Source organism: Marinomonas sp. UCMA 3892 (genome assembly GCF_012726345.1).
In the GTDB taxonomy this organism is placed as follows: Bacteria; Pseudomonadota; Gammaproteobacteria; order Pseudomonadales; family Marinomonadaceae; genus Marinomonas.
This window is the reverse complement of sequence record NZ_PTXN01000016.1, coordinates 19,250-33,769: the sequence shown is the minus strand read 5'-3', so window position 1 is coordinate 33,769 and position 14,520 is coordinate 19,250. Positions and strand designations below refer to the sequence as shown.

At 47.0% G+C, this 14,520-nt stretch carries 15 protein-coding genes and 1 pseudogene; 10 read left to right on the top strand and 6 right to left on the bottom strand.

Going from position 1 to position 14,520, the window contains the following annotated elements:
• Window positions 1–98: 98 nt before the first annotated feature.
• The 7 genes from B6N13_RS19050 to eexS are packed head-to-tail and all read left to right on the top strand — an operon-like array spanning window position 99 to window position 3,774.
• Window positions 99–350 (top strand): helix-turn-helix domain-containing protein, encoded by a 252-nt coding sequence (locus tag B6N13_RS19050; RefSeq protein WP_011788534.1) that lies wholly within the window; start codon window positions 99–101, stop codon window positions 348–350.
• Between the two features lie 55 nt (window positions 351–405).
• Complete coding sequence (locus B6N13_RS19045; RefSeq protein ID WP_011788533.1) at window positions 406–1,275, top strand: hypothetical protein; 870 nt, start codon at window positions 406–408, stop codon at window positions 1,273–1,275.
• Window positions 1,262–1,924 carry a DUF6475 domain-containing protein gene (locus B6N13_RS19040; protein ID WP_001158521.1) on the top strand — a complete coding sequence of 221 codons (663 nt, stop codon included), beginning with the start codon at window positions 1,262–1,264 and terminating at the stop codon, window positions 1,922–1,924. The genes B6N13_RS19045 and B6N13_RS19040 overlap by 14 nt, the downstream gene beginning before the upstream one ends.
• Window positions 1,911–2,459 (top strand): lytic transglycosylase domain-containing protein, encoded by a 549-nt coding sequence (locus B6N13_RS19035; protein ID WP_000848909.1) that lies wholly within the window; start codon window positions 1,911–1,913, stop codon window positions 2,457–2,459. Before B6N13_RS19040 ends, B6N13_RS19035 begins: the two co-directional genes overlap by 14 nt.
• Window positions 2,456–2,755 (top strand): flagellar transcriptional regulator FlhD, encoded by a 300-nt coding sequence (locus B6N13_RS19030; RefSeq protein ID WP_011788532.1) that lies wholly within the window; start codon window positions 2,456–2,458, stop codon window positions 2,753–2,755. Before B6N13_RS19035 ends, B6N13_RS19030 begins: the two co-directional genes overlap by 4 nt.
• The gene (locus tag B6N13_RS19025) at window positions 2,752–3,285 is read left to right on the top strand and encodes a FlhC family transcriptional regulator (RefSeq protein ID WP_000566753.1); all 534 of its coding nucleotides are present in this window, start codon (window positions 2,752–2,754) and stop codon (window positions 3,283–3,285) included. Before B6N13_RS19030 ends, B6N13_RS19025 begins: the two co-directional genes overlap by 4 nt.
• Before the next feature lie 57 nt (window positions 3,286–3,342).
• Entirely contained in the window at window positions 3,343–3,774 is a 432-nt protein-coding gene (gene eexS / locus B6N13_RS19020) for an entry exclusion protein EexS (RefSeq protein ID WP_011788531.1), read from the top strand.
• Between the two features lie 32 nt (window positions 3,775–3,806).
• Here eexS and B6N13_RS19015 read toward each other — a convergent pair whose 3' ends face one another.
• The 6 genes and pseudogenes from B6N13_RS19015 to cadR form a co-directional block, all read right to left on the bottom strand.
• A complete protein-coding gene (locus B6N13_RS19015; RefSeq protein ID WP_011788530.1) occupies window positions 3,807–7,376 on the bottom strand; it encodes a conjugal transfer protein TraG N-terminal domain-containing protein in 3,570 nt (1,189 codons plus the stop codon).
• Between the two features lie 3 nt (window positions 7,377–7,379).
• Window positions 7,380–8,768 carry a conjugal transfer protein TraH gene (locus tag B6N13_RS19010; RefSeq protein ID WP_011788529.1) on the bottom strand — a complete coding sequence of 463 codons (1,389 nt, stop codon included), beginning with the start codon at window positions 8,766–8,768 and terminating at the stop codon, window positions 7,380–7,382.
• Between the two features lie 2 nt (window positions 8,769–8,770).
• Window positions 8,771–9,715 (bottom strand): thioredoxin family protein, encoded by a 945-nt coding sequence (locus B6N13_RS19005; RefSeq protein ID WP_011788528.1) that lies wholly within the window; start codon window positions 9,713–9,715, stop codon window positions 8,771–8,773.
• Window positions 9,716–10,150: 435 nt separating this feature from the next.
• Window positions 10,151–10,477, bottom strand: coding sequence for a YnfA family protein (locus tag B6N13_RS19000; RefSeq protein WP_011788527.1), 327 nt, complete (start codon window positions 10,475–10,477; stop codon window positions 10,151–10,153).
• A gap of 1 nt (window position 10,478) precedes the next feature.
• A pseudogene (locus tag B6N13_RS18995) lies at window positions 10,479–11,386 on the bottom strand (cation diffusion facilitator family transporter).
• A 31-nt stretch (window positions 11,387–11,417) separates the two neighbouring features.
• The gene (gene cadR / locus B6N13_RS18990; RefSeq protein WP_011788525.1) at window positions 11,418–11,882 is read right to left on the bottom strand and encodes a Cd(II)/Pb(II)-responsive transcriptional regulator; all 465 of its coding nucleotides are present in this window, start codon (window positions 11,880–11,882) and stop codon (window positions 11,418–11,420) included.
• Between the two features lie 22 nt (window positions 11,883–11,904).
• Between cadR and B6N13_RS18985 the strand changes: the two genes are divergently transcribed.
• Genes B6N13_RS18985 through B6N13_RS18975 form a run of 3 tightly spaced genes read left to right on the top strand, consistent with a single transcriptional unit; the run spans window position 11,905 to window position 14,514 of the window.
• Entirely contained in the window at window positions 11,905–12,810 is a 906-nt protein-coding gene (locus B6N13_RS18985; RefSeq protein ID WP_011788524.1) for a cation transporter, read from the top strand.
• A 42-nt stretch (window positions 12,811–12,852) separates the two neighbouring features.
• Window positions 12,853–13,218 (top strand): hypothetical protein, encoded by a 366-nt coding sequence (locus B6N13_RS18980; protein ID WP_011788523.1) that lies wholly within the window; start codon window positions 12,853–12,855, stop codon window positions 13,216–13,218.
• A 51-nt stretch (window positions 13,219–13,269) separates the two neighbouring features.
• Window positions 13,270–14,514 (top strand): TolC family protein, encoded by a 1,245-nt coding sequence (locus B6N13_RS18975; RefSeq protein WP_008985545.1) that lies wholly within the window; start codon window positions 13,270–13,272, stop codon window positions 14,512–14,514.
• Window positions 14,515–14,520: the final 6 nt, after the last annotated feature.

Genomic DNA, 14,520 nt, shown 5'->3' with positions numbered 1-14,520 from the left:
AAAACTGTAGCCTTTCAACAATTTTAACTGTTGACTTATCTACAGTTTAAACTGTAACATTCAATCTTGTAACAGTTTTTATTGTAACAGGAGACGGTATGGAAGTGTTCAACACGACACAAAAACATCTCCGCCGTGCCATTGACTTGGTCGGCGGGCAATCAGCATTAGCGCGAGCCATCAACTCAAAACAGCAAAACGTCTGGTTTTGGTTGAATAAATCAGGCCGTGTTCCCGCTGAATTCGTTTTACCCATCGAACAAGCTACGCAAGGACAGGTAACCCGATCCCAGTTAAGACCGGACATCTATCCCGAAGGCCAAAGCGAGCTGAAAGCCAGTAACCAGTAGGATTAAGGGCAAGTAATGGTCAGCATTTTACGTAAACACAGAAGCGAGTACCTCCATGCGTGATTATGGCAAGGTCTATACCCGCTTTTGGCTAAAGCAAAACGTTTTGTCCTGGAGTGACTCTGCGAAGTTGCTAGGACTGTATTTGCTTACATGCCCACATTGTAATTTGCTTGGCTGCTTTCGGTTGCCGATTGGTTACGTTGCTTCTGACTTGAACTGGGATGATCAACAGGTTGCCAAGGCTCTAAATGAGTTAGAACAAGATCAGTTCCTGATTCGTTGCGAGGAATCCGGTTGGACTTTGATTCGGAGCTTTCTGAAGCACAACCCAATCGAAAACCCAAACCAAGGTAAGGCAGCCTTTCGGTTGTTTAAAGATGTACCTGCCGACTTCGTTGGTATGGCATCGCTTTTGAAATCTCTTGCCGCTTTTCAAGCTCGGCTACCAGAAGAATTTTCATCATTGTTTATGCCTGATGGCAACCCAGTAAGGGACTCTCAACGGTCGGATGACTCTGAGAGAAGCAATAAACCAACAGTTAAAACTGTTGACCACATACAGTTTGAAGACTTCTGGGATGTACAAATACGCAAAGAAAAAAAAGCGAAAGCCAAAGAAGAATGGCTACGCATGGGCCTCAATGAAGACCATGAACTCGCCTTGGAAGTGCTAACACGCTGGAAAGAGCAACGAGACAACCGATTGCAGTATCAAGATCGGACTAAGACCCCTATGCCACATAATTGGCTTTTAAACCGGCAATGGGAAGACGAGTACGTTCGCATTGATGAAGTACAGCAATCATCGACGAGCCTAAAGGGCAGCAATCACCAATTGAATATTGAAGAAAGCAATCGTCGCATCGCTGAAAGCTGGGCCGGACCAGGTATTAGGGAGGTTCGTTCAAGTGCAGGAGGTTGATAAACGCGAGTTTGCTGAAGTTTGGGGAGCAGCTTGGGCCATGTATGGCAAAAGCGTATCACCGCAATTGCTATCCATCGCATTTGAAGCCCTTCGTGCTTATAGCATTGAAGAAGTGCGAATCGGTCTGACTCGGCATATTCAATCACCGGATACTGGGCAATTTTTTCCAAAGCCCGCTGACGTCATCAAGCATATCGATGGCAACTCGGGTTCAAGAGCCATGGTTGCTTGGAACAAAGTTGACAAGGCTGTTCGTCAGGTTGGCGCTTGGACATCCGTGATGTTTGACGATGCACTTATCCACCGCGTGATTTCAGACATGGGGGGATGGGTTGAACTCTGCAAAGTTGATGATAGGGAATACCCCTTTAAGCAAAAAGAGTTTTTAACACGCTACCAGGCTTACTTGCTGCGGGACGAAGTGGGTGAATACCCAAGGCTATTACAGGGTATTGCAGACCATCAGAACCAGCAAAAAGGATTTGATATGCAAGCGCCTGTTGCCGTGGGTGACTGGTCAAAAGCGGCACAAGTTTACACGAGAGGCATCGCCAATTTTAGCGCAGTGCCTTTGAAAAGAATAAGCCCGAAAGCCATTCAGGCGCTTCTCGGAAATCAATTAGAGGACAAAAATGAAAACGATTAAAGCAAAAACCGTTGCCCTAGTGATAGCCATGTCCGCAAGCACTTCAGTCTATGCGTTTCCGGGCTATCAGTGGGAAAAAGCAGCACAAAGTGTTGGTATTGATCCAGTCATGCTCTACGCCGTTGCCTTGGCTGAGTCCGCCTCACATCGAGGTCTTAACATGACCAGTCCATGGCCATACGCAATTCGCAATGGTTCAAACGCAACCTACGCCAAATCTAAGACAGAAGCGGAGCAACTGTTAAACCAGGCACTTCAAGAGAGTGAAAAATACCAGCTCGATATTGGCCTTATGCAAATCAATTTGCATTGGCATGGGCATCGAGTGAGCTCAGCAGCCGAACTGCTAGACCCCATCACCAACCTTACTGTCGGCTCCAGTATTTTGGCCGAAGCAATCAAGTCTTCACCAAACGATTTAGAGCTTGGCATAGGCCGCTATCACAGTTGGAACGAAGAGCGTGCACGCTGGTATGGGCAAAGAGTGCTTTCTATCTATCGCAATATTTTACATGAACTGGAGGTCCGTCAATGACAACCAATCAACAAGACTTCTATCAATTAAATTTGGCATACCTACACGCAGCACGGGAATTGGCGCGCATTGATCCGCAAGAGGCCGTCTTGCGCTTTGGACTTACACGCGATGTGGTTGATGCGCTGATTAATGCTGGAGTTGACGACCTGCAACGAGTGGCGACCTCATCATTCATGCTGTTTCAACCAAGGGGTAACCAAAGCCAACTGATTGAGATGGTGAAGAGCAAAGGCACAGGTATCACAAGAATCGCTTATTTATTATCAACCCTAAACAACAAGGGGGATGCATGATTGATAACCTGTCCAAAAGTGAGTTGTTTACCCGAGCCTCGCTGCTTATTAAATACGGATTTCGAACCACCATTATCGCGCTCGATACAGGTTTGCCAATCCACATTATCAGAAGACTCCACAAAGAAGTGACTGGCAAGTCACCTTGTCCTGGTCAATTGCCAGAATCTGATGCCATCGTTAAAAGCAGAAGAGCCTTAGTTGAAGGCTCCCTGCTGATGGCGCTTTATGTCAATATTGGTGGTGATAATGTCTACAAGCAATTAAATATCGATGCTTTGATGAAGGCTTACGATGCGTACTTGGTTGCAAGAGAAGAAGCAGATCTTCCAGCTGAGATCCCCTGGAAAAAACTGACCATCAATGAAGGTTGGGTTCTAGCTCGTGATTTAAGATCACAACTAGCATCCTTACACCGGTGTCGATGCGGCAGTCTTTATTTGACGGTATCTCAACAGCGTATTCAGCTTAAATGTCCTGTGTGTGAGATTATGGCCGAGCAAACCACTAGAGCACTTTTTGAGAACTAACATGCTGATGCATGATTTGATTGTGCACCGCCCGTGCACTTTGAGAGTACTAAGAAGATGACAAACTTACTTAAATCTTTACCAGCACGCTGCTGGTTTATATCACTGGGGCTTTTTCTGGCGACTTTGGCTGCGGCTCATTTTTTTCCATCAGAAATATTAACAGCATCAGCCAAGTTAGCGGCTTTACCATTTCTGTTCTGCACCGTCGTTTTTTTCGGCTACTTGGGATTCAAAGCGACCTGTAACCCCATCGGCCTAATAGCCATCATCACGATGCTTTTAGCAATCGCATATTGGCAAGCGAGTTGGACAATTGTTGGTTTGGGACTCTTTTTCATAGCTATTTGTACTGGAATTAGATTCTTGAGTAGCCAAGTTAAAGATTCGGGTAGAACTTTGAGCATTGAAGAAAAATGGTATTGGTATAAGCTCCATTCGTTTTTTGATGGCTTTTATCCAAGGTATCCCAAAAAGCCAAAAAAATAGCCAGCCCACCACAAGCTGGCTACCTTCTATTTTCAGTTCCTTCCTGATGCCTGGTTATAAGCCCTAATATCGATCAAGTTGTTCTGAGCATAATCTCCCGCTAGCGATGCATTTGAGATCACCGCTATCTGCTTATCCACAAATGCTTTATCTTCTTCGGACACACTGTCAGGGATGTAAGCGCCACTCTCATCCTTTTGACGATACTCATTTAGCATTTGCTCCCTTAGACCTAGCATTTCAGGCGACCAACTCGATGAGTCTTCAGAGTTGAATACGCGTCCCGCCAAACCTTCATTGAAAGCTTGAGCGAACACTTGACTTTGAATCGGGGTCAATCCCATTCTCTGCCCTTCGCTGTATGCTTCCTGTTTGAAATCATCGGCATACTGTTCTAAGAACTCACCATATCGATTGTTAACTGCCGCACCAAATGCCCCCGCCAACATGGCTTCAGACTTAGTGCCCCAGTTTACTTCGGAGGCATACTGCGAACTCGATCCACTGTATGCATCATTAAACGCCGTCAATGGATTTTCCAAAGAGGTTCCGGCATCAACGGCGGCTTTTAACCCATCCCAGGTTGATTTGCTGGCCACCGTTGCGTTGTGCAAGAAACCTCGTGAGCCAGGATCTTCAAGCGCTTGTTCTTTGTAACTCTCATAGTCTTCGCCAAAGTGATTCAAGGTATGCAGAGCTGCATCAGTATGCTTGCCACTGAAATCACCAATAGCACTGGCGCTGTTGAAGAACATTTCAGCACCAGAGACTCCGCTATCATCAGCCATAATGCGAGATCGCCACTGAGAGCCAGCTTCACTGTTTAGTCCAGATTGATAGGTACTTGTGTCAGAAGCTACGGCCTGCTGGGCTTGTTGCTGATGCGCATTCAGCTGTCCATCTACACCAGAAAGATTGGTTTGGTAAGCAGATTGAGCCGAATTGAACTGCGTTTGAACTCTTGCAGCACCCTCATAGCCTCCCAGAACACCGGATTCAACTTGGCTTTGAGTGCCACCAAAAGTAGGTGCCGTTGATGACAAGCCTTCATTAGAGCGTGGCTGAATTGATCGTAAATCGGCTCCGGTAGCCATGGCCATAACAGTCATTGCTGCTTGATAGTCATTGTCTCGTTCAGCGGGCGTCGAGGAGTTGCTATAGGTTAAAGACTCCATAGCTGCGGCCACATACGCCTGATTATCATCAGGTAGCAAGCGCTGATACATTGGAAGGTTTTCACGTAATCGGTTACCTGCTTCAACATGCTGGTTCATATAGCGACCTAAATAATCCATGACTTCAGGATTATCCGCTGCTAATCGAGTTAACGTCGCACCATCCGTGTTCCTTTGTCCTGATAGACTGTAGCTGGCCTGATCAAGCTCACTAAAGCGGTTTGATGCCGTGATAACGTCTTGTGCTGAACTCTGAAGTGACTGATAGTCTTGATTAGACAACGACATCTCAACGCCAGAGCGTCTTGAATCTGAAAGGTCCTTAACCATCGCATCGCGAAACTCAGCACGTCGTGAATCACTCGATGCCAAGCTTTGCATCTCCCCAGTGAGCGTATTTGCGGTCGTAGACCGAGAACTGCCTTCTGACGACTCAACTTGGCCACTAAAGTTACCACCTAGATCCAACCCAGCTCGTACCCTTGATAGTTTTGGTACACGAGATGAATCTGGCTTATCCATTCCTGGCAAGTTGCCCTGTGGAGAATCATTGCCGCCCGTACCAAGAAGCCTTCCAAGAAAACCCTTATCAGCAACTTCTTTCTCACCGGGATTAGTAATAGTTCCATCGCCACCGACCCTTAGGCCTCCCGATAACACGCCAGATACCAAGCCACGTACAGCATCTTTTTTATCGTCTCCGAAACCATACCGAGTTTGTAGGTCATCAGTAACCTGATTAACAACGGCGCTAGATGCGGAATTAGAAGAACCGATTTGACGTCCAACTGAAGATAGATTGTCGTAACTTAGCTTTTCACCAAAAGTTCGGCTCATGGTATTGCCAACTTGACGGCTAAAGGCTTGAGTTGCCTGAGTCATGGATTCTTTTGCAGAGCCGACCATTGAACCCACCGCATTTCCGACAGAGAAACTGCTAAGTAGGTTTGACGCGCCGGTCATAGCAGAACCAGTGAGGGCTGAATTTTGGAACATTGACTGTGATTGCATCACCGGGGCATTTTTCGCGACATCTGGACTTGCCATCTTTTCATCAATGGCATCACCGTTTTGAAGACGTCCAGCCAAGTGGGTTGCAGTTATTGCTGAGCCATACACGAGCATGAGCGAAATTGCCGGAACACTCGACGCCAACATGCCGCCAGTAGCTATCCAGGTTTGCAGCACTGAATCCATCTGCATCAACCCAGCAAAAGATGGCACTTCTGTACCTGCAAAGGCATCAAGAGCCGACATTTTCCCTGCAACGGTTAAATGAATATACAGGTTAATGATAGCCATGACAGGCATCCAAAGTTGAATCCAAAGCAGGATTAACAAGTACTTCCCAGCCATTCGCATCCCGATTTGGCCTAGGGCTATCACAAAGGCCATCAAAGGGGTGATGGCGTAAATGAAACCCTCAAAAAACGTCATCATCGGACGAACGATACTTTGGAAAAGAGTCTGCTCCGCCGCCCATTGTGTATTGCGCTGTTCAATCGCTTGATTAACCATAACGGCGGCGGTGAAAGCTTGATCATCCATATACTTGCCCGTCACGCTTTGCTCATAAATAGGCAAAAGCACTGACGCGGTCATGTACTCTTGGGTGTTAACCAAAGCCAAACCAAGGTTATTCAGTGCATTTCGGATCACGTCATCAGTATCCGTTGCTGACGAAGTCCCCAATGAGGCTGACAGAACCTGTTTAAGCCTCGGAATGAAGGTTGATTCTGTCATGAGTTTCAGTTGGCTATAGGCATCGGTGCAGTCCAGATCGCTACTGCTACCACTTAGCATGATGCGTGTGCCATATATGCGCGAATCAAACCTAATCGCAGTCATCGGGTTAGGATCACTCAGCACCTGATCTAGGTTCTTTTGGCCGATGTCGATGCCAATCAAGGTGCATTCTTTGATGTAGTTAAACCACGATTGCTCGATATCTGAGCCACCGACACGATTTGCATCACCCAACCCCGAGCGATCCATCACCTGTTTTCTCACTTTAATCAGTGACTGTAAACTGGATGCAAAGCCGTATTCCGTCATGGCGGGAGTTGAGAACGCCGTTTCAAACAATCGCGTGATTTGAAAGCCGACAGTTGAAATCGTACTGCCTGCGGCAGCAACACCGATGGGCACATTATCAACCACTCGAACTTGTCCCGTGTACGCATCCTCAATGCTCACTCGGGTACTGGGTCCAAACATGGTTGCAAAGACTAGCCATGAGACTAAAACGTGTTGAAAGTTAATGCCACGACCGCCTTGCATTAAGGCCTGAACAGAGACCATCAATACCCCAATGAGCAAGCCAATGCGAACCATTGAAGTAAAGTCGCCTGTACCAGTAATCATCGCGACAGCGTTCAAGACCTGCTCTAAAAATGCCGAATCCCCGATGGAATAGATCTCCCACATGACCTATTCCCCCAGTGCCGTAGATTTAACGGTGTAATAACGCTGTTTGCGAATGGTCTGTATCACCTGGTTAAAATGCGCCAGCAATTCTTGCTCTGAGCCGTATCTTCGCTGCAACGCAGCGTACTCCTCATTGATTTGGCGACGTGCACGTTCAAGGTCTTCCGTTAATAACTTCGCATAGGCATGATCTTCCACACCGGAGGTACTTCTAGCTGCATTGAGCATGTCTTCAACCAATGCTCGGGCCATCTCAACAGCAATAAATGGCGCAGCTCTTGAAGCAAACGACCTAGCAGCCCCTTCATTTAATGCAGAAAGTGTTCGAATCATGCCGCCAATGCTCGCAGGAGCCGAGGTCATAAAAGCCTTTTCGGTGGTGCTAGCTGCCCCAGTATTTCGAGCAAACTTAAAAATAATGCCGTTACTAGAACCTGTACCAAGCAGTAAATTTTCTACCTGGGTTGATAACCCGGTTAGGGTCACGTTAGTGATTGTCGGATTCAGACAGCCGTCTTGTGTCACTGTGTCACATCGGTACATAGCGACGTTACCGCCATGAATTAGATGCTCAATAGTCACTTTATTGCCATTCAGTCTGGTCAGTTTTGGGGCTTTACCTTGACCATCAGCCGCATTAGCCAAATCACCAACAATGATCGAACCAGTCACTGACATAACCGCTTCAAGAAAACGGTCATCCCCCGATGCAAACCAGCTTGATGCCGAGTGACGTTTCAGTGCTCGCCAAACCAAGTTGCCTTTAATCGTTTTGTTCACATCAGATGCCGCGACACTTGAAGCGTTCTCATAAGGGTTCTTACCATTGGACTCACTCCAACTGGTAAAAACGTCTCCAGCCCCTTTAAGTGAGCTCAACATGCTGGCTTCTGTTTGCCCCTTCTTACCAAAAGCAGCCAAGGTATCGTTCACGACTCCCTGAGCCATTTGACAGGAATTGCCAAAATACTCGTTCAACTGCTGGATTTTCTTTTGCAGAGTCTCCATGTGCTGTGAGCATTTCTCACACATAGCGCTGAGCGCCAGTTGGAATGCATATCCCTTGGCATTTGCCGCCACAGAGCGAAGCAATTGAACGAACTGATCAGCATTAACAAATGACAAACTTCCAGCGAACATATCAATGCCGCCACAACCGGCTTGGAATGACGGTGGCACCATAGAGACGAGGTTCTCATTCATGATCCTGTTACGAACAACAACACTTCCTCCAGATATAACGCCACGTCGTTGACTCTCGAATACACCAGGCGCAGTGGTGTTGGTCATTGAACCAAACAACTGATTCATCTCCTGTTGCAAGCTTGCTTGGCTCATAGATGAAAAACCAATCGCACAGGCGATAAGCGATACTCGGAATACTTTTTTCATCGTTATAACCCTCCTTGTGCACGCAGATAGCGAACAAGAAACTCAGGGTCCTGTAATATTTTTTCGTTAAGCTCTTGCGCTGACATCGCGAGTGACACGCCGGGTTGAACAGGTCTGGTGGCATAGTAAGTTTGATCGTCAATCCAACCGGCTTGATGGGCTGCGAGAATGATTCGATTATTGAGCTCATCGAGGCTCATTGCACCTTGGCCAATCGGAGTGATGACATTAGGCGGGTCTACTAAGAAGACCGCTGGAACAGTCGTAACGGACAAGGATTGGGCTTGTCCTGAATCGACTTTGTAATGAGGAAACTCTCCACCAGGTAAAGGCAAGCCATCGACTGCAATAGCAAACACCTCGAAACCATAGTTCAAAGCCATTGATTCGATGATAGGCGCTTGAGCATGGCAGTAAGGGCAATCAGAACGATAGAAGAAGAATAAGCCAGCCCGTTTTGCTACTTCACCTAAAGCAATATCTCGTTGAGCGCCAGCTTCTCGATCCATCCGATTGGCAGCATAGGTAGCCAAGGGTCTGCGACTGATTTCATCCAAAACTGGATCGCCCATGACTACCTGCTGACTAACATCAGCAAACTGTGAGCCCTTATCCATCATGACGCGCTGGAGATACAGATAGGCTCTGACGTTCTCATTCGTCGGCTCATCAATTGCCTTGTCCATGAACGACTGCATGTGCTCACGAAACCAGGCAGCACTGAAAGGCTTTAGCCCGCTCTTACTCGACTCTGCCGCACCAGATTCCGGCTTAATAAGCTCTTCAGCCTCCGCTGGCCCAGGAATGACCTGATACCAAAACCAGCCTTCCTGACCACGCTGATAGAATGGCTCGTCACTGGCATAGGCGGGTAAGATGAATAGAAAGAAAATAATGATTGGGATGGTCACCCATAGGATAAACCAAGGTAACAAAGGCGTTCTCATTGTCAGCTCCAGAAATTTCATAGAGCTAACATGCTAAGGAACGCCGTTAAGGTGATTGGCCAGATAGATGAAGAAATCGTGTGTGTTTCTGACTAGCTGTTATGACCAGTAACAACAGCTAATTTTAACGAGCCAAATTTATGATTGGACCGCTTTGAGCGAAAAGCAGACATTTACGTCAATACAAAGAAACCATGCTCATTTCGCACTTTAATAGTGATTAAAGTGCAGCTTTTTAACTGAAATAGTAACAAAGCGTACACCTTGTAAAAAATAGGTAAATCAGGCACTGCTGTAACCATTTTTGTGGGCGACTAACATTTGATACACAATGTATTCTGAAAAATTCTTAATCAAGAACAGAAAAACCATTGCTATAAATGATAAAAGTACCTAAGTCTTTCTTTTCGTAATACCGTGCTCAAAACAAATTGTTTATCTCGGCGCAAACATGATCACTGCCATGCCTGCGAGCATTAGCACCACGCCAGCCAGATCCCAGCGGTGTGGTTGAATGCCATCTACTCCCCACAACCAGACTATTGCTATTGTTACGTATACTCCGCCATAAGCCGCGTAAACACGTCCAGCAGCCGTTGGGTGAAGCGTTAACAACCAGGCAAATAATGCCAGACTGATTGCAGCAGGTAACAGCACCCAGGCTGAAGCTCCTTTTTTCAGCCACAAGTAAGGCAAATAGCAACCGACAATTTCTGCTATTGCAGTAATGATAAATAAACCTAACGTTGTAATGACGGTCACTTCACTGCACCTTATCCGGGAATTCATCCCGACAATGTTCTTGTGTTAACTCCAGCTCTATCGTGGTATGTGCTAAATCAAACTGCTCCAATGCGTTAGCAATACGCAGCTTAATATCGGCATAATGGTTTGCAGTAAATGCCTTGCTGGCATTGGTTACCACATGTGCGGTGAGTACATGATGTTCACCATCAAGCGACCAGAGATGCAGGTGATGAATGCTGTCTAACTCATCAATTTTCAGCAAAGTATCTTGGATTTCATTTTGCAATTTGCTATCTGGCGCGGCTTGCAGAAATAAACGCGCAGTTGTGCTGAGGTTTCGTAAAACATTAACCAAAATAAATAAGGTGAAACCAATAGAAAGCAAAGGGTCAAGGATAGGCCAATCCACAAATTGCAGCACAATAGCCACAACCAAAACTGCAACCCACCCAAGAACGTCTTCAAGCAAATGCCAATTCAGCACTTTTTCATTCAGTGTATTTCCTTTGCTCAAGCGGTAAGCGGCAAAGCCATTGACTGCAACACCCAGCACAGCTAAAGCCAGCATTCCCTCTGTCACTGGCATTACCGGGTTAGCCAGCCGCGGTATTGCCTCAGTCAGTACCCAAACCGATCCGGCAATCAATACCAAGCCGTTAATTAAGGCGCCAAACAATGACAATCTGCGGTAGCCGTAAGTAAATTGTCGGTTTGCAGACTTTCGGCCAAGCCGGTTCAACAGCCATGCACTGCCAATAGATAAGCTATCACCCAGGTCATGCACTGCATCTGCCATAATTGCTGTGCTGTTGGTTAACCAACCGCCGATAAACTCAATTAGGGTAAAACCCACATTAAGAAAAAAGCCATAGCGATCCGGTTGTCGCTGTCGTCTTTGATATATGAATGGTTGTGCTGGTGCATTAAGACTCACCTATTTATTGCTGATAACAACTTAGTTGGTTTGACTAACGGCTTCATTCAATTGTTTTAAAATACCACAGTGCTCTACCGTGCGCTTCGAGTTGCAGCTAAGACGTAAAGCCTTTAGTTGTTTATTAAGCTGCGTTAAATCCGCTATGCGACGTTCTACCTGCTCGATATGCTGTTCAATCATCTGATTAACATCATCACACTGCGACATTGGCGAGTCATTCAAACTCAGTAACTGACGAATTTCTGCCAAACTCAGATCTAAACTCCGGCAGTGTTTAATAAATAGCAACCGCTCGATATCAGCGTGATCGTAGAGGCGGAAATTACCATCGCTACGTAGTTTCGCCGCAAGAAGCTGCTCCTTTTCATAGTGACGGATGGTTTGCACAGAACAGCCAGAGATTTTTGCCAGCTCTCCAATCTTGATCATCTCGATACTGCCTATTGACTCTATAGTAACTACAGAGTTTAAACTAGGTTTCATATCAACCCAAGGTTTATCGGTTATGAATGCAAAATGCTGTTCCAATGATAAGTGTAGCGAAACGGGCAACAGTGAAAATAGCGCCGTTGATGCACCTGATAAGCATGCAAAATATGCCTACCTTAGTGAATTTAGGGTGCCTAAAATGGACTGCCCTGCCGAAGAGCGTTTGATCCGTATGGCGCTGGAAACAGTTGAGCCCGGTGTTCTGTTACAGTTTGATATCCGACAAAGGCAGGTTCGCGTTTTTCACACGGTGAATGCCAATGAAATTACAACAAAAATGCACAGCTTAGGGCTGGGCGCATCGCTGACAAAGACCGGGCCGGTGAAACCCGAAGAGGTAACGCAGGCCAGACAATCCACAGAATCAGGTTCGCTGCGTGAGGAGTTAATTTTAAAATGGTTGCTGGGCATTAACGCGGTGATGTTTGCAGTAGAGTTTGTGACCGGTTGGCTGGCTCAATCAACCGGGTTAATAGCCGACTCTTTGGATATGTTTGCCGATGCAGCGGTATACGGGGTTGCGCTATACGCAGTCGGGCGTAGTAGCAAGGTTCAATTAAACGCCGCACAGCTTGCCGGCTGGCTGCAATTAATTTTAGCTTTTGGGGTGATCAGTGAGGTGATACGGCGCTACCTGTTTGGTAACGAGCCAGTGTCGACGTTGATGTTAATTATGGGCGCTATTGCTTTGGTTGCTAATGTGATCTGTCTTTCGTTAATTCATCAACAAAAAGAAAGCGGCGCGCATATGAAAGCCAGTTGGATTTTCTCTGCAAATGACGTTATCGCAAATGCTGGGGTGATTTTGGCCGGATTATTAGTCACCTGGACCGGGTCACGCTATCCGGATCTGGTAATAGGGTTCATCATTGGATTAGTTGTACTCAATGGTGCGCGCAGGATTTTACAGCTAAAAGCGTAAGTCGCAATAGCGCTACCATAGCGCTAACTTACTGAGGGATTTATGTTAGGTCGTACATCAGGCTTATTATTACTGTTGCTGATTATGCTGAATCATGCCGTGATGGCCTGTGATGCGTTAGTTATGCATTTGCCTGATCATGCCCATGCCTACACTGACCTGCAACATGAACACTGCCACTCAGATACCCTTTTCGACGTAAGCAGTGAGCAAGTCACTGCACATAACGTTGCACATAACTCTGAGCATGATGCCGACGAACACAGTAATCATGCTCATGTGACCTGCTATATCGCTTTTTTTCAGGGCATGGAACTGCTTAACTTCCGTGACAGTGTTATAGCCGCTACCCAACCAGGGTTAAACCTCATTAGCTATCCCCCACCGGTGCCGCCGCCAAATATCTGATCCTGCTTGTTTATCTTTTTTTATTAACGATTAACTTTCAGGAGCATACCCATGCGTATGACACTAATGCTGCCAGCAATACTGGCGGCGGTATTTTGCGCGCTTCCGCTACGTGCAGAGCCGCAAGCACTGACATTACAACAGGCAATAGATAAAACGCTGCAACACAACCCTCAGCTGCATCAGTTTAAATTTACGCAACAGCGTCTGTTTGCAGAGCGTGATTTGCAAAGCCTTAAACCCGGTTATCAACTCGGTGTAGAGCTTGAGAATGTTGCGGGCACCGGAGAGGCCAGAGGGCTGGCCGGTGCTGAGCTGACAATCGCCTTATCTTCCGTGATAGAGCTGGATAATAAAGCTCAATGGCGCGCTGCGGTAGTAGACGCCAGGCTCAATACTCTTGAATGGCAGCAACAGGCGCAAACCCTGGATGTGCTGGCAGAGCTTACCCGCAATTATATTAATCTATTGGCCAGCCAGCAGGAATTGACACTGACAGAAGAGGCCGTAGCGCTCTCAGAAGCCCTGCTGCAAAGCGCTGAAAAACGTGCTGCCAGCGGTGCCTTGTCAGATGCTGAAATCATGCGGGCAAAGGCGCAACTGGCGCAGGTTCAGATCGGGCGGGACGCCCTGTTGCAGCGCATTGAGCGGCAAAAAATAGCCATAGCACGTTTTTGGGGTGATACCAGCGCCAACTTTAACGTTGTGGCAGGTAACTTGTTTGCTTTTGGCCAAAGCCGCCCTTTTGCTGAGCTGTATCAGCGGCTGCAACAATCGCCGGCGTTAACCATTTTTGCCTCTGAACGTCGGTTAAAAGACGCTGAAGTGCGACTGGCACAAAGCCAGAATCGCGCCGATCTGAGTTGGCAGGTAGGGGTAAGACGCTATCAGGCCAGTGATGATACAGGCCTTACCTTTGGTATCTCAGTGCCGTTATTTGCTGAACGTCGCAATAGTGCAGCCATCGAAGCTGCGCTGGCAGAGCGAAACAATGTCGAGTATCGACAGCAGGATAGCTTACTGATCCTGCATGAACGCTTGTTTGATGCGTACTCGCAACGACAGCAATTTATTACCAGTCACCAACAGTTGGCGCAGTACGTGATCCCCAACCTGGAACAAGCGCTGGATCTTACGCGTGATGCATACCAGCGCGGGCGCTCAAATTATCAGGATTGGCTTAATGCCCAGCAAGAATTGTTGCAGGCAAAAAGACACTTACTGGAAACCGCCACTGCGGTGCTATTGAGCCAGGCGACGATTGAACAGCTTACCGCCGAGCCGGTAACGCAGTAACTGACA